This window comes from Paenibacillus piscarius (assembly GCF_022234545.1).
GTDB classification, from domain to species: domain Bacteria; phylum Bacillota; class Bacilli; order Paenibacillales; family Paenibacillaceae; genus Paenibacillus_AQ; species Paenibacillus_AQ piscarius.
In genome coordinates, this window is the sequence record NZ_JAIEUI010000009.1 from 168,452 (window position 1) to 188,697 (window position 20,246).

15 protein-coding genes and 1 riboswitch are annotated in these 20,246 nt (G+C 56.3%); all 15 genes read left to right on the forward strand.

All coding sequences use genetic code 11. From position 1 onward, the window contains the following. Window positions 1-20: 20 nt before the first annotated feature. Window positions 21-905, forward strand: a complete 885-nt coding sequence (gene galU / locus K1558_RS16475; RefSeq protein ID WP_238652704.1) for a UTP--glucose-1-phosphate uridylyltransferase GalU — start codon at window positions 21-23, stop codon at window positions 903-905. An 87-nt stretch (window positions 906-992) separates the two neighbouring features. Next, entirely contained in the window at window positions 993-1,685 is a 693-nt protein-coding gene (locus K1558_RS16480) for a sugar transferase (RefSeq protein WP_238652705.1), read from the forward strand. An 18-nt stretch (window positions 1,686-1,703) separates the two neighbouring features. Continuing rightward, on the forward strand, window positions 1,704-2,645 hold the full coding sequence (locus tag K1558_RS16485; protein WP_238652706.1) for a glycosyltransferase: 942 nt from the start codon (window positions 1,704-1,706) through the stop codon (window positions 2,643-2,645). Window positions 2,646-2,658: 13 nt separating this feature from the next. Continuing rightward, the gene (locus K1558_RS16490) at window positions 2,659-4,005 is read left to right on the forward strand and encodes an O-antigen ligase family protein (protein ID WP_238652707.1); all 1,347 of its coding nucleotides are present in this window, start codon (window positions 2,659-2,661) and stop codon (window positions 4,003-4,005) included. Beyond that, window positions 4,002-4,775 (forward strand): WecB/TagA/CpsF family glycosyltransferase, encoded by a 774-nt coding sequence (locus K1558_RS16495; RefSeq protein WP_238652708.1) that lies wholly within the window; start codon window positions 4,002-4,004, stop codon window positions 4,773-4,775. Before K1558_RS16490 ends, K1558_RS16495 begins: the two co-directional genes overlap by 4 nt. A 101-nt stretch (window positions 4,776-4,876) precedes the next feature. Then, entirely contained in the window at window positions 4,877-6,304 is a 1,428-nt protein-coding gene (locus K1558_RS16500) for an O-antigen ligase family protein (RefSeq protein WP_338019706.1), read from the forward strand. Further along, the gene (locus K1558_RS16505; RefSeq protein WP_238652710.1) at window positions 6,270-7,643 is read left to right on the forward strand and encodes an oligosaccharide flippase family protein; all 1,374 of its coding nucleotides are present in this window, start codon (window positions 6,270-6,272) and stop codon (window positions 7,641-7,643) included. Before K1558_RS16500 ends, K1558_RS16505 begins: the two co-directional genes overlap by 35 nt. Before the next feature lie 254 nt (window positions 7,644-7,897). Then, a complete protein-coding gene (locus K1558_RS16510) occupies window positions 7,898-8,758 on the forward strand; it encodes a glycosyltransferase family 2 protein (protein WP_238652711.1) in 861 nt (286 codons plus the stop codon). Then, window positions 8,745-9,938 carry a glycosyltransferase family 4 protein gene (locus tag K1558_RS16515; protein ID WP_238652712.1) on the forward strand — a complete coding sequence of 398 codons (1,194 nt, stop codon included), beginning with the start codon at window positions 8,745-8,747 and terminating at the stop codon, window positions 9,936-9,938. The genes K1558_RS16510 and K1558_RS16515 overlap by 14 nt, the downstream gene beginning before the upstream one ends. Then, window positions 9,932-11,071 (forward strand): glycosyltransferase family 4 protein, encoded by a 1,140-nt coding sequence (locus K1558_RS16520; protein ID WP_238652713.1) that lies wholly within the window; start codon window positions 9,932-9,934, stop codon window positions 11,069-11,071. Before K1558_RS16515 ends, K1558_RS16520 begins: the two co-directional genes overlap by 7 nt. A gap of 103 nt (window positions 11,072-11,174) precedes the next feature. After that, complete coding sequence (locus K1558_RS16525) at window positions 11,175-12,275, forward strand: glycosyltransferase (protein ID WP_238652714.1); 1,101 nt, start codon at window positions 11,175-11,177, stop codon at window positions 12,273-12,275. 4 nt (window positions 12,276-12,279) lie between these two features. Continuing rightward, window positions 12,280-13,620, forward strand: coding sequence for a UDP-glucose dehydrogenase family protein (locus K1558_RS16530; protein WP_238652715.1), 1,341 nt, complete (start codon window positions 12,280-12,282; stop codon window positions 13,618-13,620). A 989-nt stretch (window positions 13,621-14,609) separates the two neighbouring features. Beyond that, a complete protein-coding gene (locus K1558_RS16535) occupies window positions 14,610-15,983 on the forward strand; it encodes a sugar phosphate nucleotidyltransferase (protein WP_238652716.1) in 1,374 nt (457 codons plus the stop codon). Window positions 15,984-16,131: 148 nt separating this feature from the next. Further along, a riboswitch (cyclic di-GMP riboswitch) is annotated at window positions 16,132-16,212 on the forward strand. A gap of 13 nt (window positions 16,213-16,225) precedes the next feature. Next, on the forward strand, window positions 16,226-18,517 hold the full coding sequence (locus K1558_RS16540; protein ID WP_238652717.1) for a PA14 domain-containing protein: 2,292 nt from the start codon (window positions 16,226-16,228) through the stop codon (window positions 18,515-18,517). 187 nt (window positions 18,518-18,704) lie between these two features. Then, complete coding sequence (locus K1558_RS16545; RefSeq protein ID WP_238652718.1) at window positions 18,705-20,225, forward strand: glycosyl hydrolase; 1,521 nt, start codon at window positions 18,705-18,707, stop codon at window positions 20,223-20,225. Window positions 20,226-20,246 lie beyond the last annotated feature (21 nt).

Sequence of the window (20,246 nt, forward strand, 5' to 3'; positions counted from 1 at the left end):
TACTCTGGGAGGTATGTGTGATGAAAAAGGTAAAGAAGGTAATTATTCCGGCAGCCGGGCTAGGCACACGTTTCCTTCCGGCGACCAAGGCAATGCCGAAGGAAATGCTGCCGATTATCAACAAACCGACAATCCAGTACATCGTGGAGGAGGCCATTGCCTCCGGGATTGAGGACATCATCATTGTGACCGGTAAAGGGAAGCGGGCGATCGAGGATCACTTCGACAACGCTTTTGAACTGGAGTCCCGGCTGCTGGAGGACGGCAAGCTGGATCTGCTGAAGGAAGTGCAGCGGTCGGCCAAGGTTGAGATTCACTACATCCGGCAAAAAGAACCCAAAGGTCTGGGCCACGCGGTATGGTGCGCGAGACGGTTCATCGGCGACGAGCCCTTCGGTGTGATGCTCGGGGACGATATTGTCACCGGCAAGGTTCCTTGCCTGAAGCAGCTCATTGACCAGTATGAAGAGACACAGAACTCGGTCATCGGGGTTCAGGAAATCCCGGATGAGTTCACGAACCGCTACGGGATTATCGAGCCGGATCTGCAGGATGGACAACTCTACCGGGTCAACAACTTCGTCGAGAAGCCGGCCCTGGGCACAGCTCCTTCCAATCTGGCGATCATGGGACGTTACGTATTTACACCAAAGATTTTCAAGTATCTGGATCTTCAGGAGAAGGGGGCCGGCGGCGAAATTCAGCTCACGGATGCGATTCAGAAGCTTAACCAGAGCGAGCGCGTGTATGCCTACAACTTTGACGGTACCAGATATGATGTCGGCGAGCGGCTCGGATATATTTTGACCACCCTGGAATTTGCCCTGGAGAGCGAGGATCTTCGCTATCAGGTCATGGATGCTATGGCGGAATGGCTGAACAAGGCGGGCCAGGTCACGCACTGAGCGGCTGAGCCGGTACTCACTGCAGGTAACGCCTGAATGAAATCACGAAGCACTACTGCATACACCTTTTAGAGGAAATAAGGAGAGATGAGCATGCAAAAACTGCCGGAAGACTATGAGGCCGTCCTGCCGAAACTTTACATGCTACATGCCAAAGAAGGAAACAAGGGGATGGAATCCTACCTGGTGTTGAAGCGGATGATAGACATTCTGTTCTCCGTTCTTGGCCTTCTTGTTCTGCTGCCGCTGTTCGCACTGGTCGCTGTCCTGATCAAGCTGGAGGACCCGAAGGGCAAGGTGTTCTTCCGCCAGATGCGGGTCGGCAAGGATGAGAAGCTATTCCCCATGTACAAGTTCAGATCGATGGTCTCCAATGCCGAGGAATTGAAGGCGAATCTGATGGCATATAACGAGGTCAGCGGAGCGATGTTCAAGATCAAGAATGATCCCCGCATCACACGGATCGGAAGATTCCTGCGCAAGACCAGCATCGATGAACTGCCCCAGCTCTGGAACGTGCTGATGGGCCATATGAGTCTCGTCGGTCCCCGTCCCCCGCTCGTTGAAGAGGTGGCGCAGTATACAGAGTATGACAAGCAGCGTCTGCTGGTGACTCCGGGCTGCACCGGCTACTGGCAGGTGAACGCCAGAAACAGCGTCGGCTTCGATGAGATGGTCCAGCTGGACCTGACTTATATCCATATGCGCAGCACGATGCTGGATCTGAAGATCATAGTCAAGACGGCTCTGATGCTGCTGGGCTCCAAGAATGCATATTAAATATCTGGAAATTGGGTGATGCCGATGTTTGTACACGGAGATGTACCTGAGATTTCCATCATCATTTGCACCTATAACCGTTCAGCGCTGCTGATTAAAACATTGCGTTCGCTGCTGCCGCTGGAGGCTCTGCATCAAGCCGAGATCATCGTGGTCGATAACCGGTCTACCGATGAGACGGCGGAAGTAGTCAAAGGGTTCATTGATGCCCATGGTGCGGATATGGATATCCGTTATCTGCTGGAGCCGGTTCAAGGGCTCTCGGCAGCCCGCAATACAGGGATTCTGGCTTCCAAATCACAGCTCATCGCGTTCCTGGATGATGATGCGATTCCTTGCCGGACCTGGATTACGACCATCGTGAACACCTTCGCGGAGAAGCCGGAGGTGATGGCGATGGGCGGCAGGATTGCTCCGATCTTCGAGAGCACCCGGCCGGACTGGCTGATCAAGCCGTTCGAGCTGCCTTACACGATTGTCGACCTGGGGGGCCGGATCAGAGAATATCCGAAGGGGCTTCATCCGTGCGGCGCCAATATGGCGATGCGCAAGCCGGTGTTCGACATCAGCCTGTTCCCGCTGGAGCTGGGCCGCAAGGGCGATTCGCTCCTCTCGGGCGAGGAGACCTGGCTGTTCAGCCAGCTGCAGCAGGAAGGGCATTCCATTCTCTATCATCCGGAGATGAAGGTGGATCATTTCGTTCCGCAGAGCCGGCTGACTGAGGACTGGATCATGAAGCGGTATTACAGCCAGGGCATCTCGAATGCGATGAAAAGCGAAGGGATGAAGGATCACCTGCTGCTGCTCTGCAAGACAGGGGCTAAAATTGTGTATATCCTGGCAGATTCCGTATTGTCCCGCAGTAAGGGCAGGAAGCTGCTGAACCGGTGCCGTCTGGAGAGCATCCGCGGGACGCTCCATATGATCTGGAACCGGAAGAGGGAATCCGCAGCGGGATGAGGGGAGGCGTAAGATGACAAATTTTGAGTGGGGCTCCAAAATGAATAGCTTGCCGTACGGAATGCTCTATCTCGCAGCTGCGCTGTTCCTCGGAACAGCGGTCATCTTCCAGCCGGTTATCGCGGTAGCCGCCGTATTCTTCATTCTGCTGCTGGTTGCCTCCCTGTCGCGTCCTGAGCTGATCAGCTATTTCGTTCTGCTCACCACGGCTGTATCGATCAACTTCCTGTACAGCGGCAGCATGTTCGGCATTGAGATTCTCTCGCTCTACAAGCTGGTCATTCTGATGCTGCTCGTGCCGTGTATTCTGGTCAACGGTCTGAGGTTCCGGCTCAGTCCTCCCTTATGGGCGATGCTGGCTCTGGTCTTCATCACCTTCACCTTCTCGGTGTGGCTGCCGGAGATGAGCGCCTCGATTGCGGTCAAAGCCTTCATCGGGCTGTCGCTGCCGTTCGTGCTGCTGCTCATCAACTGGAAGAAGGAGATCGCCGATAAGCAGATCCGGCTCATCGCCCTGCTGCCGGTGGTCAGCATCCTGCTGGGTATCCTGCTGCAGTTGGCGAATCTGCATCCGATGCTGGCTGTCGAATTCACAGGTGCTGTACGGGTGCAGGGAGCGAACATTCCGCCCCATCTGGCGATGCTGGCCTTCATCGGGGTAGCCATTTCATTCATTGAGATCAAGCGCAGCCCGCAGCATACCCGGTACTACTACATTCTGCTGGGTCTGAACTTCGTAATTCTGGTGGTTACGGGAACACGGGGGCCGGTGCTGGCGCTGGTTCCGATGCTGCTCTACTACTTCTACGATATTTCACGGGCGTTCCTGAAAGGCAAGAAGCGGTATCTGATTCCGCTGCTGGGCTCGCTGCTGATCGTGACCTTGGCGGTATATCTGCAGCTCGACAATATCAAGAAGCGGTCCTTTGAACGGACGACCGAGACGGGCATTGACCTGTCGGGGCGGGCGGAGGCCTGGGAGTACTTCCTGAACAAGGCGGCGGATTCACCGCTTGCAGGACGGGGGCTTGGCTCTGTAACAGTGGCCAATGACGGTACCTTGTACGGCGGGTTTGTCGTCCCGCACAACGAGTATATCCGCTTCTACTACGACGGGGGATACATCGGCGCTGCGCTGCTCCTGTTGTCCCTGTTCACTGTGTTTCTTCTGGTATACCGGGTGCTTCCGCCGGCGGTCAAACCTTATTATTTTCTTTTGATTGCAGCTTTTCTGATCTATTCTTTCACGGATAACACGCTGTCGACGGTCCAGTTCATCATTCCGTTCTGCTGGTACCTGAACTGCCTGTACCGGTCTTCACAGCTGGCCGATTCCCCACAAAAAGAAGTGATACGATGAACCAAGTGAACATGTTCGATGTCAATTTCGATAACTATGATTTCATGGACCTGCTTGATTACATTGACAGAACGATTCAGGAGCGGAGCCAATCCTACATCCTGACCTGCAATGTCGATCATGTCATTAAGCTCCGCAAGGATAAAGAGTTTCAGGAAGTGTACTCCGAAGCAGGTGCGGTGGTCGCTGACGGGATGCCGCTGATCTGGGCGTCCAAGATGCTCGGCAAGCCGCTGAAGCAGAAGGTATCAGGCGCGGATCTCTTCAGCCGCCTGGGCCATGCTTTTCAGCAGAGGCAGTACCGCCTGTTCTTCCTCGGCTCGGCCGAGGGCGTAGCGGAGCAGGCGACGAAGAATCTGAAGGCCGCCTACCCGGACATCAATGTGGTCGGCTGTTATTCTCCTTCCTACGGCTTCGAGCATAACGAGGAGGAGAACCGGCAGATCATCGACATGCTGACGGAGAGCCGGCCGGATATTGTCTTCGTAGGCGTGGGTGCGCCGAAGCAGGAGAAGTGGATCTACCGCCACTATACCTCCTACCGGGCGCCGATCTCGATCGGTGTGGGCGCGACCTTCGATTTCCTGTCCGGCTCCGTGAAGCGGGCACCGGATTTCATGCAGCGGACCGGAATGGAATGGCTCTGGAGACTGAGCCAGGAGCCGGGCCGCCTCTGGAAAAGATATCTGGTGGACGATGCCCAGTTCCTGGTGCTGCTGCTCAAGGAGCTGCGCAAACGGGATAAGGTGAAAAGCAGCCGTGCAGAGTGAATGCAGCGGCGTAAGACGGGAGGCGGGGAAGGATCATGTTAAGCAGAGATGAGAATAGTCTGAAGTTTCCATCAGGAGCGGCCGTCAAGTCGGCCGCAGTCATGGCTATGATCGGCGCTGCGGCGCTCATTCTGCCGCTTGTGATCGGCTTCGCCAGCGCGAAGCTAAGCTCTTCGAACAGCCTGCAGGGCGTGATCCTGGCCGGCATCCTGTTCCCGGCCTTCCTGCTGGCGCTGCTGAACACACGGCTCCTGGTCCCGTACACGCTGCTGGTCTGGGCGGTGGCTCCAGAGCTGCGGCGGATCGCAGACTGGTATGAGGGAGTGTACCACTCGGTCTCCCTGCTCAGTCTGGCCCCGCTGCTGACCGGAGCGACCCTGGCGATTCCGGTGCTAAGAGAGATACACCGGGTCCGCAAATCTTCCACCCGGATTCTCCTGCTGTTCTCCGTTGCGCTCGCTTACGGCGCAATCATCGGCCTGGCGAAGAACGGCATCGGCTCGGTCTACGATCTGGCGAATTATATCGTGCCGCTGCTCCTGATTCCGTTCTTCGCGGTTACGAAGTTTGGGCCGAAGGATATTGACCGGCTGCTGTACGCTTTTGCCAATATTGCCGTGCTGGTTGCGATCTACGGGATTGTGCAGTATCTGACCGTTCCCCCCTGGGATGCCTTCTGGATGAACCATGCGGATATGATGTCGATCGGTACGCCGTACCCCCTGGAGATCCGGGTCTTCTCTACACTGAACTCGCCGGGGCCGGCGGCCACCTTCCTGGTCTTCGCACTGGTGCCGATGATTCTGGAGCCCAGATGGCGCGGGACCCTGCGCTGGATCGGCGTGATGCTCGTCGTGGTCTGCCTGCTGACTACGCTGGTCCGCTCGGCCTGGCTCGTGCTGCTGGTGATGCTCCTGGTCTACATTGCTTCATCCCCGTCCAAGGGCAAGTGGAAGTCGCTGCTTCAGCTGGTCTTCGTGGCGGCGGCGCTGTTCTGGGTCGTTCCGAAGCTGCCGGGAGCCGAAGGACTGGTGGCCCGGGTCGAGACGCTCTCTGATGTGCAGGAGGACCACTCCTACAATGAACGCCTCACCCTCTGGACCAACATGCTTCCGATGGTGGCCAGCAATCCGGTGGGCCAGGGCATCGGCAGTGTAGGACAGGGCACGAAGCTGGGCAACGGCGGAGAGCTGGGCGAGTACGGGAACATGGATAACGGCGTCATCGCTCTGCTGCTGACCTTCGGTATCCTTGGCGCATTATTCTTCTTCGGGGCTCTAGGCGTAGTCGTCAAAGAGATCGGCGTCAGGGTCATGCGGAAGAATGAACTGCAGCCCTACGCCCGGCTCGCACTGGCGGCCTGGATGGGAGCGGTGGCCAGCCTGGTCTCGGATAACGGCTTCCCCGGACTGAAGGGGTATCTGATCTGGATGCTGATCGGGCTTGGCCTCAGCGCCGCAGAGTTAACACAGAGCAGAAAGAAGGGAATTCCTCATGCAGCAGTCAAGCGCCAAGTCACTTCCCGCTAACCGGGTCTGGTCGACCTTCCGGCGGTTCACGAAGAGCAAGGACAACAGCTCGGCTGCCGTCAAAACCATGTTCGTCAGCGTACTGATCCTGCTGGTCAATATGCTGACCGGCGTGCTGACCGCCCGCTATCTCGGCCCGTCAGGCCGGGGCGAGCAGACAGCGATGGTGAACTGGTCGCAATTCCTGGCCTTCAGCATGAGCTTCGGCATTCCCTCGGCGCTGATCTACAATGCCAAGCGGAACCCGGAGGATGCCGGCGTGCTGTACCGGATCGCCCTGCTGATCGGCCTGACCTTCGGAACGCTCGCTATGGTGGTCGGCATTCTCGTCCTGCCTTACTGGCTGAAGTCGTTCAGCCACGAGGTGGTGGTCTTCGCCCAGTGGTCCATGATCCTCTGTCCGCTGATCGTCATCTCGCAGATCAACAATGCCGCCTTCCAGTTCAGAGGCGATTACCGGACCTTCAACTGGACGCGTTACCTGGTGCCTATGCTGACGCTGGCGGCCATCGGACTTCTAATCCTCACCGGATATATGAATCCGTTCACGACCGCGCTGGCTTATCTGGTGCCCTCGGTTCCGATATTCATCGGCATGACCCTCCTGCTGCTGCGGACCTACAGGGTGAAGCTGAGAGAGGCCTATCTTAATTTCAAACGATTGTTCACCTATGGTCTCGGCTCCTACGGGAACGACCTGCTTGGACAATTCTCGGTGTACATAGACCAGATCATCATTGCCGGTCTGCTCAGACCGGCGGATCTGGGGCTCTATGCGGTTGCGGTCAGCCTGTCGCGCATGGTCAACTTCTTCGCCAATTCGATCACGGTGGTGCTCTTCCCGAAGGCCTCTGAGCTGTCGAAGGACGAAGCGGTGGCCCTGACGTTCAAGGCTTTCCGGATCAGTACTACCTGTACCCTGCTTGGCGCCGTATTCCTGATGCTGGCCGCGCCGCTGGTGATCCCTTTGCTCTACGGCAAGGAGTTCAACACCGCGCTGACCGTATTCCGCCTGCTGCTGCTGGAGGTTACCATCAGCGGGGGCACACTGATTCTGGCCCAGGTGTTCATGGCGCTCGGCAAGCCGAAGTTCGTCTCCATCCTGCAGGGTGTCGGCCTGATCCTGGTGATCCCGCTGCTGTTCCTGCTGGTGCCGAAGTTCGGGCTGTTCGGAGCCGGAGCGGCTATGCTGTCATCGGCGGTGCTGCGGTTCCTGTTCATTATTCTTAATATCAGATACAACCTGAAGGTCAAGCTTCCGCGGCTGCTCATTAACGGCCAGGACCTTCAGTGGCTGAAGACGACGATGAATTCGTACATTCGCAAGAAACCTGTGTAAGCAGGCAAGTAACTAGCTGATTCAGCGAGCCGGGAATACAAGGCGAGCGACGAATTGCTTAAATCCAAAGGACAGTATTTTGAGGAAAGTAGAGAAAATTTGGAGCTGTAGAAGCGTCAGCGTTCGCCTTTGTCTTCTGATTTCTACCGCGATCAGCGGTTCTAATCAGGAAATCAGAAGACAACAGCGATCGGAAGCCCAAATGTTTCTCGGATTGACGACGAATACTGGACTGCTAAAAGGGAGGATACCTCATGGATTCACTGACAAATGTGCTTGGCGGCCGGGGCAGCTACCCGATCTCGGCAGTCATCATTGCCCAGGACGACGAAGTCCGGATAGCCAAGGCCATTCAGTCCTGCCGGTTATTCGCCGATGAGGTGGTTGTCATCGACGGAGGAAGCAAAGACGGAACGGTACAGCTGTCCGAGAGCCTGGGGTGCCGGGTGTTCGTCAACCCATGGCCCGGATATGCCAAACAAAGGGAATTCGGAGTGGCGCACGCGGTCCATGACTGGGTCTTCCTGATTGATACGGACGAAGTGGTCAGCGATGAGCTGGCCCGCGACATTCTGGAGCGCAAGCCGGGACTGACGGATGCCACTGTGGCCTTCTCGCTGTACCGGATCGGGGATTTCCTGGGCAAGTGGCTGGATAAGGGCGAATATCTGGTGCGGCTGTATAACCGCAAGGAATACAGCATCCGTAACTCGCTGGTGCATGAGATCCCGGAGGTGTCGGAGGATCGCACCGTGAAGCTGAACGGAACGCTGTGGCATCAAGGCTTCCGCAGCATCAACGACCATGTCGCCCGGTTCAACAAATATACCGATCTGGAAGCAGAGACTGCCTTCGCCAGCGGCAAGCCGTTCAAGCTGAGCCGTCTGCTGCTCCGGCCGCCGGCGCGCTTCGTGCAGAAGTATTTCCTGCACGGCCTGTTCAAGAAAGGCATTTCGGGATTCGCCGTATCCGTATTCTGGGTGATGTATGAATTCATGGTCGGCTTCAAGCATTACGAATTGCACAGCGCAGGCAAGCTGGCCCGGCACAACGAAGCGGGCCAGGCAGAGAGGAAGAAGAAGAGCAAGGAGGAGAGAAGCTATGTCGTACAATGACGGGTTGAACATTATGACAACCGGCCTCAGCTGGCCTTCATTACAGCCGGGCGGCTTGAATACCTACTTCAAATCCGTATGCGAGCAGCTCTCCATGCGCAACCGGGTGCACGCCCTGATCTGCAGCCAGGAGACGCCGGAGACTCCGAAGGAACTGATCATCCACAACGCCGGGGACCCCAAGGAGACCATCTGGAAGCGCAAGGATGCGTTCCAGCGCAAGGCGGCAGCCCTGATGGGCGAGGGGAGCGGCAGGATTGATATCCTCTATACCCACTTCGCTCCTTACGGCATCGGCCCGGCCTTAGAGGCGAAGAAGCGGGGCATCCCGGTCATCATGACCTTTCACGGACCCTGGAATGAAGAGATGAAGATTGAGGGTCAGGGCATCAAGCATCGAGTGAAGACAACGATTGCCAAATCGATTGAACATAAAGCTTACAAGCTGGCGGACAAATTCATCGTCCTGAGCGATTATTTCCGCAACATGCTGCACGAGCTGCACGGAGTGCCGCTGCACAAGATCATCGTCATTCCGGGAGCGGCGAATGTTGAGCGGTTCACACCGGCACCGAACAGGCTGGCTGTCCGCCGGACGCTGAATCTGCCGGAGGGCGCCACCACGGTGCTGACCGTCCGGCGGCTGATGAACCGGATGGGCCTCCTGCAGCTGCTGGAAGCCTGGAGACAGGTGTCCGAGCGGTTCCCGAACGCGATCCTGCTGATCGGAGGCAAGGGGCCGCTGCGCGGGGAGCTGGAGGAGCGGATCGCCGATTACGGGCTGGGCAACAAGGTCCGGCTGCTCGGCTACATTCCCGATCATGAGCTGGCCTCCTACTATCAGGCGGCGGATATGTTCGTGGTCCCTTCCCAGGCGCTGGAGGGCTTCGGCCTGATTACGGTTGAGGCGCTGTCCTCCGGTCTTCCGGTGATGGCGACCCCGGTCGGCGGCAACAAGGAGATTCTGCAGGGCTTCCGTCCGGAGCTGCTGTTCAAGAGTGCAGCCAGCGAAGATATGGCGGAAGGCATGATTCATATGCTTGGCAACCGCAAGCTGCTGCCAAGCCGGGAGGAATGCCGGAATCATGTGCTGGAGAAGTATACCTGGCAGCATGTAGGCGACCAGGTGGAATCGGTATTCCTTGATACTCTGGGAAAGGATGTGGCTGCAGGATGCTAAAGGTCGCTTATATCGATCACACCGCGAAGTGGAGCGGCGGCGAGGTAGCCCTGTTCAACATTCTCACCAATATCGGTGAGCAGATTGAGCCGCTGGTGATTCTGGCGGAGGAAGGTACACTGGCAGAACGGCTGCGGGAGAGAGGCATTGATGTGCGGATTGTCCCGCTGGATGAGAGCATCCGCACCCGCGGGCGTAATACGGTGAATCTCGGCGCTCCGGCGGCTGCGCTGAAGCTGCTGTCCTACGGCCGGGGGCTGGCCCCGCTGCTGAAGGAAGAGAAGGTGGATTGTGTGCACACCAATTCCCTGAAATCGGCCTTCTACGGAGCAGTGGCTGCCAAAAAAGCCGGCGTGCCGCTGATCTGGCACATCCGCGATCACATCGGAGCGCCTTACCTGAAGCCGGTTGTCGCCAAGGCGATCCGGCTGCTGTCACGCCTCTTGCCGAACGGCGTCATTGCCAACTCGCATTCCACGCTGAACGCGCTGGAGCTGCCGCGCTCGAAGAAGACGCTGGTTGTCTACTCGGCGTTCGCCAAGGCCATCGGCGAGGGCATCGCGAAGCGCGAGCAGAAGGACTTCAACGTCCTGCTGGTCGGCCGTCTGGCCCATTGGAAGGGCCAGCACATTGTGCTGGAGGCCGCCAAGGCCTTCAAGCAGGACAGCCGGGTGAAGTTCTGGCTGGCCGGGGACGCCCTGTTCGGAGAAGAGGAATACAAGCAGGAATTAATTCAGCAGATGCAGCGGGACGGCATTACCAATGTCAGCCTGCTGGGTCATGTGGATGATATACAAGGACTGATGAGCAGAGCAGATCTGCTGATCCATACATCTATCACACCTGAGCCGTTCGGCCAGGTCATTGTTGAAGGAATGGCGGCCGGACTGCCGGTAATCGCCTCTAACGAAGGCGGGCCGGTGGAGATCGTGGTTCCCGGCGAGACGGGGCTGCTGATCCAGCCGGGAGATCCCGCTGTGCTTGCAGAATCCATCACCTGGATGCTGAACCATCCCGAAGAGCGCAGACGGATGGCGGAGCAGGGAATGAAGCGGGTGAAGGAGCATTTTGTCATCGAGAACACGGTTAAGGACATTGTCAATTACTACAAGGGTCTGCTGGCTGCAACCTGACCGTCCGGACTCTGAATGACGCCAGGGCTTGCATCAACATCTGTCACTTCCATGCGTTCACGGCTTGATGATGCTGCTCCATAAAACTTTGAGGATGATTCACATGAAAATTGCGATCGCGCACGATTATTTAATCCAGATGGGCGGAGCGGAGCGGGTGGTGGAGGTCTTTCATCACATGTATCCGGAGGCTCCGATCTTCACAACGGTATTTAACGGAAGCCGCCTGACCGATAACCTCAAAGATGCGGATATCCGGGCCTCGTGGCTGCAGAAAATTCCGGGCGTGAAGCAGAATTTCAAGGGAGTGCTGCCGCTCTATCCCATGGCGGTCCGCGATCTGGACTTCAGCGGGTATGACATCGTCTTAAGCTCCAGCAGTGCTTTTATGAAAAGCATTCAGGTGCCCGAGTCCACCTTCCATCTGTGTTACTGCCACACCCCCATGCGCTTCGCCTGGGACTACGACACGTATATGGAACGGCAGTCCAATTCGGGATTGTTCAAAAAACTGCTCAAGGTCTACATGCAGCGCCTGAAGAGCTGGGACCAGCGCACTTCCAAAAATGTCAACCAGTTCGTAGCCAATTCTTCGGTGGTGAAGACGCGGATACAGAATTATTACCACCGAGATTCCGATGTGATCTTCCCGCCGATCAATACGTCCCGCTTCACCAGCTCTCCGAACATCGGGGATTACTATCTGATTGTCTCCCGGCTGGTCTCCTACAAACGGATTGACCTGGCGGTGGAGGCGTTCAACCGTAACGGCCTCAAGCTGTATATTGTGGGTGACGGGCCGGACCGCAAGCGGCTGGAGGGCATGGCCAAGGGCAATGTCTCCTTCCTGGGCCGGCTGGCGGATGAAGAGGTGACGGGACTGATGTCGCAGTGCCGGGCGTTTATTTTTCCGGGAGAGGAAGACTTCGGGATTACACCGCTGGAGGCCAACGCTGCAGGAAGACCGGTCATTGCCTACCAGGCCGGCGGAGCGCTGGATACGATAATTCCTTATGTCAACGGCGTCTTCTTCCCGCACCAGGAGGTTGACGATATGCTTAAGGCCATTGATGAGGTGGAATCCTATTCGTGGGATATCGACCAGATTATGGGCCATGCGCGCAAATTCGATGAGCAGGCGTTTATGGTCCGGTTCAAGCAGTATGTGGAACAGGCCTACGTCAATTTCCTAAGAGGAGGATGAATGTATGAAACTCGCAGTTATCGGTACCGGCTATGTAGGACTTGTATCAGGCGTGTGCTTCACCCTGAATGGAAATCATGTCATTTGCGTGGATAAGGATGAGCAGAAGATTGAGAAGCTGAACCGGATGGAGTCCCCGATCTATGAGCCGGGTATTGAGGCCCTGATCGAGATGAATCTGCGGGAGGGCCGGCTGAGCTTCTCTTCCAATCTGAAGGAATCGGTCCGCCGGTCAGATATCGTCATTCTGGCGGTGGGCACACCTTCCCTGCCGGGCGGCGAAGCCGATCTAAGATATATTGAAGGCGCGGCTGCCGAGATTGCCCAGGCGATGGAAGGCTACAAGATTATTATGACCAAGTCGACCGTACCTGTAGGCACCAATGAGCGAATCCGCAACCTGATTGCCTCGCACACCCATCATCCCTTCGACATCGTCTCCGCGCCTGAATTCCTCCGTGAAGGCTCTGCCATCCGTGACACCCTGCATCCGGACCGGATCGTCATCGGACTGGATAATCCTTCGCTTGAGCCGATGATGCGCGAGCTGCACCAGGGATTTACAGAGAATGTGTTCGTTACCGATATCCGCAGCGCCGAGATGATTAAGTATGCGTCCAATGCTTTCTTGGCGACGAAGATCTCGTTCATTAATGAGATTGCCAACATTTGCGAAAAGGTGGGAGCCGACGTAACCGAGGTGGCCGAGGGGATGGGGATGGACCGGAGAATCGGATCGACCTTCCTGCAGGCCGGCATCGGCTATGGCGGCTCCTGCTTCCCGAAGGATACCAATGCGCTGATCCAGATTGCCGGCAATGTGGATTATGAGTTCAAGCTGCTCAAATCGGTCGTCGAGGTCAACAAGGACCAGCGGTTCATGATTATCTCGAAGCTTCATGAATCGCTTGGCAGCCTGCGCGGTGCCGAGATCGGCATCTGGGGCCTGGCGTTCAAGCCGAACACCGACGATGTACGCGAGGCCCCGGCCCGCGAGATTGTGGAGGCGCTGGTGGCGGAGGGAGCCATCGTGAAGCTGTACGATCCAATCGCTGCGGATAACTTCCGCCGGGAATACGACCACCCGCAGCTGCGCTGGTGCGGACTGGCGGAGGAGGCGGCCGAAGGCAGCGATGCGGTCTGCCTGCTGACCGACTGGAGCCAGTTCAAGGAGATCAACCTGCATGTGCTGGCCGGAAGCATGCGCCGCAAGGTGCTGATCGACGGCCGCAACGTCTACACCAAGGAGCAGATCGAGGGCACCGGCCTAGAGTACATCTCCGTCGGCCGCCCGCAGATGGGCGGGCTTAGCGGCTACTCGCCGAGCGTCGCCGGCGCGGTGTAGGGCCGGGGGCGGGGGCCCGGTCCCCCGGCTTCCCGGCCGGGACTGCCGGGTGCGAGCGTCCCTGGCTGTATGCTGGGACGGCCGGATGCGCTCGTCCCTGGCTGTACGCTGGGCCGGCCGGATGCGCTCGTCCCGCCGCCCCGCGCCGATGAGGTGCACTTAATGCACCTGAATTCACAGATAGCGGGCGGAACGGGCGAATGAGGTGCACAAATGCACTAGAATCCGCAGATAGCGGGCTGAACGAGCGAATGAGGTGTATAAATGCACTTGAAATCGGAGTTAGTTGGCTGAACGAGCGAATGAAATGTATAAATGCACTTGAATTCGCAGATAGCGGCCCGAACGCGCGAATGAGGTGCATTAATGCACCTGAATTCATAGATAGTTGGCGGAACGCGCGAATGAAGTGTATAAATGCACTTGAATTCGTAGATAGTGGGCTAAACGCGCGAATATCGCAGATAGTTGGCTGAACGAGCGAATGAGGAGCATTAATGCACTTGAATCCATCGCTGCTTTCCGCCGCGAGATGGAGCGGCAACGCCTTGGAACAAGCGGCACTTAGCGTCTTTAAGTTTCTCATCTGCAAGAAAGGCAGCAACCAGGGTTTCAACTGTCCTGCAGAATAGCAGGCGCAAATCAGGGTTTTAACTGCCGCGCAAATATATCGGCAATCCGGCAGCCCCTTGCCGCACCAACAAGCGGCCATAGCCGGATCTTTAGCCGGGAGCTTCGCCTGTGGGCGAAGCCGAATAAGCCCAGCCTGTTATTGAACGGAACGGAGAGGAATTTTGGAGCTGTAGGAGCGGTAGCGTCCGCCTTTGTCTCCGGATTTCTACCGCAATCTGCGGTCTAAATCAGGAAATTTGGAGACAACAGCGGCCGGAAGCCCAAACATTCCTTGCAGTGACCCTCATAACAGCCTGCACTTATTCCTCCCGAACACAAGAAACACCCAATAACATTACGATATGGAGGGTTCCCATATGAAACTGGTACTTTTATCAGGCGGTTCAGGTAAGCGGCTCTGGCCTTTGTCCAATGATTCACGGTCCAAGCAATTTCTGAAGGTGCTGGAGAGCCCGGCAGGCGAACCGGAATCGATGGTTCAGCGCGTATGGAGACAGCTCGAGGAGAATGGCTTGGCAGAGTCCTCGTATCTTGCGACCGGACGCAGCCAGGTGGAGATGATTCAGAGCCAGCTCGGCAGCGGGGTGCCGATTATCGTGGAACCGGAACGGCGGGATACCTTCCCGGCCATTGCGCTGACCGCTGCGTATCTGTATTCCATCGCAGGTGTCTCGCCCAGCGAGACTGTGGCGATTCTGCCGGTGGACCCGTATGTGGAGTCTTCCTTTTTTGAAACGGTGCAGCAGCTTGAGAACACGATGCTGGTGAGCGGGGCGAATCTGGCGCTGATGGGCGTCGTTCCCGAACATGCGTCAGAGAAGTACGGCTATATCATTCCAACGGATGCCGAGCCGGGCGCAAGCGGATACCTGCAGGTGAGCCATTTCCAGGAGAAGCCGGACCGTGAGCAGGCCGAGGAGCTGATCCGCCGGAACGCCCTGTGGAACTGCGGGGTATTCGCCTTCCGGCTGGGCTATCTGCTGGACATTCTGCAGCGCAAAGGCCTGCCGCTGAACTACGAAGAGCTGCAGAAGCAGTATAAACTGCTGTCCTCGATCAGCTTCGACTATGAAGTGGTGGAGAAAGAGGAGAATATTGTGGTTCAGCCGTACGCCGGATTCTGGAAGGACCTGGGCACCTGGAACACGCTGACCGAGGAGATGACCAATAACCTGGTCGGCAAAGGCTTCGTAACCGCAGACTCCGAAGGCACCTCCCTGATTAACGAGCTGGATATTCCGGTGACGGTGATTGGGGCCAAAGATCTGATCGTAGCGGCCAGCCCGGATGGAATTCTGGTAACCCACAAGACGGAGAGCCCGCGGATTAAGGAGGTGCTGAAGTCTTTTGAACAGAGACCAATGTATGAAGAACGCCGCTGGGGCCACTACAAGGTAATTGACTATGTGAAATACGATGAAGGCAATGAGGTGCTGACCAAGCGGATCTTCATCAATGAGGGCAAAAACATCAGCTACCAGATGCACCACAAGCGCAGTGAAATCTGGACCTTTGTCAGCGGGGCAGCCAGCATAGTGATCAATGAGAAGCTGCATAATGTGAAAGCGGGCGATGTGGTACGGATTCCTGAAGGAACCAAGCATGCTATCCTGGCCCTGACCGATGTGGAGTTCATTGAGGTGCAGACCGGCTCGGAGCTGGTGGAAGAAGATAATATCCGCATTACCCTGGATTGGGAGGATATTGAGCTGCATCAGTTTATTTCATAGGACTATCATAGGCCCAACTTATCTATTTAACCAATTGTTACAGAATCAAAACAGGTACACAGAACTATTTATTCGGTAATTTTCGCGTTTGCTCTACAAAAAAATTGCATAAAGACGATACTTACGGTAAGAGGGATTGATCCTTCCAATACGACAAAGGCAAACCTGCTCGAAAGACAGGGACGCAAAGCTATAGGGCCTTCGCAAGAGTGGCAGCCTGGCTACCGAAAGGAAGAGGGAAATTGAAAACTTACCGTAAGTCTCGTTTGCTCTGTGCTATGTTGTTGCTGGCTGTATTTGTGTCTGCTGTACCGCTCGGAATGGGCATAGCCCCGTCACCGGTCAAGGCGGCTTCCGCTGCCGGAATGCCCGTGAACCTCAACGCTTCGGCCGAGGCGGTCAAGCTGCTGAACAATCTCTACGAGATCTCAGGAAATGGCATTATCTCAGGTCAGCATGACTATTTCGAGAGTCCGGATGAGCTTAGCAACAAGCTGAAGGGAACCAGCGGACATTATGCGGCACTGCACGGTTATGAGCTGGGAGCGATTGGCGGACAGACGGAGAGCGGAGTAGCCGCTCAGCGCAAGAATATTGTGTGGAGTGCGACGAACTGGTCGAGAGCGGGCGGCATTGTCGCCATGACGTTCCATCAGAGCCTGCCGGGCACGAAGTACGAGTGGTCCAATGTACAGAAGCCGCTCAGCCAGGCGGAATTCAACAAATACGTAACCCCCGGCACTCCTCAGTATAATGCGCTGATTGCCGATCTGGATAAAGTGGCTGTTTCCCTGAAAAGCCTCCGTGATGCCAAAGTCCCCATCCTCTGGAGACCTTACCACGAGATGAACGGCGGCTGGTTCTGGTGGGGTAAGAAGACAAATTTCACTGCGCTATGGAATATTATGTATGACCGTTTCGTTAACGTTCATCAATTAAATAATCTGCTGTGGGTATGGAACCCGAATGCGCCTAACTCGAACTCCGACCCGTATGACCGGACGTTCCCGGGGGCCGACAAGGTGGATGTGCTGGCAGCAGATATATATAACAATGATTATTCGAACAGATATCATGATGACCTGGTTACGCTGGCTGCCGGCAAGCCGATTGGAATCGGCGAGAACGGTGAAATGCCGAATATCTCCAAGCTGAAGCTGACCCAGCAGAAATATGTGTTCATGATGAACTGGGGCAAGATGCTCTATGAGAACAACAGCACAACGACGATCAAGAACTTCATGAATGACAGCTATACCTTAACCCGGGATCAGTATAAAAGCTGGACAGCGCCGGCGGCGTCACCGTCACCGGCAGCAACGCCAACGCCCACGTTGACCCCGTCACCAACGGCAACACCGACACTGGCGCCAACAGCAACACCGGCGCCTACGGTGACCCCGGCATCTACAGTGACACCGTCACCAACGCCAACACCGGTAATGGTTGGTTTGCCGCCGGCAGCGCCTGTCCAGAAGCCGGTTCCGGGTGAACCGGAGCAGGCTTACACCCGGAATGGTCTGCTTGGAGAATACTTCAAGAATATGACGCTGTCCGGAACTCCTGTAATGGTGCGGAATGATGATGTTATCAGCTTCAACTGGCGTCAGGGCACGCCTAATGCCGCGCTTGGCACCGACTACTTCTCCATCCGCTGGACCGGCCAGATTAAGCCTGCGTATAGCGAGACTTACCAGTTCTACACCACTTCGGATGACGGCATCCGCTTATGGGTGAACGGTACAGCGGTCATTGACAGCTGGGTGAAGCAGAGCGGGACTGCACGCACAGGCAGCATCGCCCTTAGCGCCGGACAATTATACGATATTAAGGTAGAGTATTACGAGAACGCAGGCGATGCCAATGTCCATCTGATGTGGCAGAGCCCCAGCCAGGCGAAGGGGACGGTTCCGGCCAGCGCGCTGTTCTCGCTTCCCGTGAACGATGCACCAGCGGTAACTCCAACGCCAACAGCCACACCAACGCCGGCAGCCGCACCAACACCTGCGCCGACACCAGCATCAACACCAGTATCTGCACCAACGCCGACAGCTGCACCTGTTCCATCACCGGTGAATCCTCCGGCGGAGGCTCCGGCAGCCAATGGGCTGTACGCGGAATACTTCAATAATATGACGCTCACAGGTGCTCCCGCTGTGGTGCGCACCGATGCCGTAATTGAATTCAACTGGCGGCAAGGTTCGCCGGATGCCGCGATCGGCATAGATTACTTCTCTGTACGGTGGAGCGGCAAGCTGAAGCCGCTGTATACCGAGACCTACCAGTTCTATACCCACTCCGATGACGGTGTCCGCGTGCGGATCAACGGCGAGCTGGTTATCGACAGCTGGGTGAAGCAGAGCGGCACCGAGCGCATGGGCAGCATCAGCCTGAATGCAGGTGAGCTGTATGATATTCAGGTAGAATATTACGAGAATCAGGGAGATGCCAAGGCGCGGCTGATGTGGGAGAGCCCCAGCCAGGCCAAAGGAACAGTTCCGGCCAGCGCGTTGTTCCTCCCATCCGCTTCGTAGCCCTCCCAAGGTCCGCAGCTGTATTCATGCATGGCGCTGATACTGGTTAAGACGTTACAATTCTATATCCTGATAAGCCTGCTCTACCGGCCCTGCTGCTCAGCAGGGCTACTGAGCTATAGACGCTGTGCAGGCGTCTGGCTCTCCTGACGCACAGGAAGCACCAGGCTGGAGAAAGGAGATACCATTGAACACTTACCGTAAGTACAGGCTGTATACAACCTTTTTCCCACTTATCCTTATCTTCTCACTGATCCCATGGGGGAGCGGAACTCAGGTTCCTGCCGCCGCCAAGGTGACTGCTCCTGCTGTCCCCGCATCAATCAAGCCGATTAATCCCTCTGCCTCCAGGGAGGCAGTTGCCCTGTTAAGCTATCTCCGCGATCTCAGCGGCAAGGGCATGATCTCCGGCCAGCACGACTATCTGGAGAGCCCCGATGAATTCAACAACAAGCTCAAGAATACAAGCGGTCATCACGCCGTTCTGCATGGTTACGAGCTGGGTGCCATTGGCAACCAGTCCAAGGAGACTATCGCCAGGCAACGCCAGGCTGTGGTAGACAGCGCCATAAGATGGCATGAGGGCGGGGGGATCGTGGCCATGACCTTCCATCAGAATCTGCCGGGAACCGCACCGGTATGGACCAATGTGCATATGTCCCTCAGCCAGGAGAAATTCAATGCCTATGTTACCCCCGGCACTCCGCAGTATAAGGCACTGGTTGCCGAGCTGGATGAGGTGGCGGTGTATCTGGGCGAGCTGCGGGATGCCGGAGTCCCTGTTCTGTGGCGGCCTTACCATGAGATGAACGGGGGCTGGTTCTGGTGGGGGCAGAAGGATAACTTCGTCAAGCTCTGGGACCTGGTCTATGACCGTATGGTGAATAAGCATAAGCTGAACAATCTGCTGTGGGTATGGAATCCGAATGCGCCCAATAAGTCGTCGGGGCCTTACGCCGCCTATTTTCCCGGAACCGCGAAGGTTGATGTGCTGGCTGCCGATATCTATAACAATGATTACAAGCAATCCTACTATGACAGTCTCCTGAAGCTTGCCGACGGCAAACCGATAGGCATTGGGGAGAGCGGAGAGCTTCCAGACCCTGTCATGTTGTCTCAAAAACAAAGTAAATGGGTATATACGATGACATGGGGGAAGATGCTGGTAGAGAATAACAATCCGCTGAAGATCCAGAGCTTCATGAATGATAAATATACGGTATCCCGCGAGGATTACAAGCGCACCATGAACGCCAGAATGCAGACGGCGGCTGTAGTCTCCCGCAGCGTGCTGAAAGGCCAGTACTTCGGCAATGCCACTCTGTCGGGCACACCGCTGCTTACCCGTAACGACAGTAAGATTCAATTCAACTGGCACGGAGATTCACCGGCGGCAGGCATTCCCAAGGATTCCTTCTCTGTCCGCTGGACCGGCAGCATCAAGCCGCTCTACAGCGAGAAGTATACGTTCACCGCGTCCTCCGATGACGGCATCCGCGTATGGGTGGGCGGCAAGCTGATTATTGATAACTGGAAGAATCAGAGCAGCGCCGGCAAGGAAGGCAGCATCACACTCTCAGCGAACACCCCTTATACGATTAAGGTCGAGTATTATGAGAACCGCGGGGATGCGAGCGTCAGCCTGATGTGGAGAAGCCAGAGCCAGAAGCAGATGATTGTTCCCCAGAGTGCGCTTACGCTGCCTTAAGGGAAGATTGGTCAAGGCGTT

Coding starts and splice junctions, on each gene's coding strand:
- K1558_RS16500 (WP_338019706.1), top strand. CDS start 4,877: ATGGCTATGATCGGCGCTGCGGCGCTCATTCTGCCGCTTGTGATCGGC.
- K1558_RS16485 (WP_238652706.1), top strand. CDS start 1,704: ATGCCGATGTTTGTACACGGAGATGTACCTGAGATTTCCATCATCATT.
- K1558_RS16480 (WP_238652705.1), top strand. CDS start 993: ATGAGCATGCAAAAACTGCCGGAAGACTATGAGGCCGTCCTGCCGAAA.
- K1558_RS16490 (WP_238652707.1), top strand. CDS start 2,659: ATGACAAATTTTGAGTGGGGCTCCAAAATGAATAGCTTGCCGTACGGA.
- K1558_RS16535 (WP_238652716.1), top strand. CDS start 14,610: ATGAAACTGGTACTTTTATCAGGCGGTTCAGGTAAGCGGCTCTGGCCT.
- K1558_RS16510 (WP_238652711.1), top strand. CDS start 7,898: ATGGATTCACTGACAAATGTGCTTGGCGGCCGGGGCAGCTACCCGATC.
- K1558_RS16515 (WP_238652712.1), top strand. CDS start 8,745: ATGTCGTACAATGACGGGTTGAACATTATGACAACCGGCCTCAGCTGG.
- K1558_RS16530 (WP_238652715.1), top strand. CDS start 12,280: ATGAAACTCGCAGTTATCGGTACCGGCTATGTAGGACTTGTATCAGGC.
- K1558_RS16520 (WP_238652713.1), top strand. CDS start 9,932: ATGCTAAAGGTCGCTTATATCGATCACACCGCGAAGTGGAGCGGCGGC.
- K1558_RS16505 (WP_238652710.1), top strand. CDS start 6,270: ATGCAGCAGTCAAGCGCCAAGTCACTTCCCGCTAACCGGGTCTGGTCG.
- K1558_RS16525 (WP_238652714.1), top strand. CDS start 11,175: ATGAAAATTGCGATCGCGCACGATTATTTAATCCAGATGGGCGGAGCG.
- K1558_RS16495 (WP_238652708.1), top strand. CDS start 4,002: ATGAACCAAGTGAACATGTTCGATGTCAATTTCGATAACTATGATTTC.
- galU (WP_238652704.1), top strand. CDS start 21: ATGAAAAAGGTAAAGAAGGTAATTATTCCGGCAGCCGGGCTAGGCACA.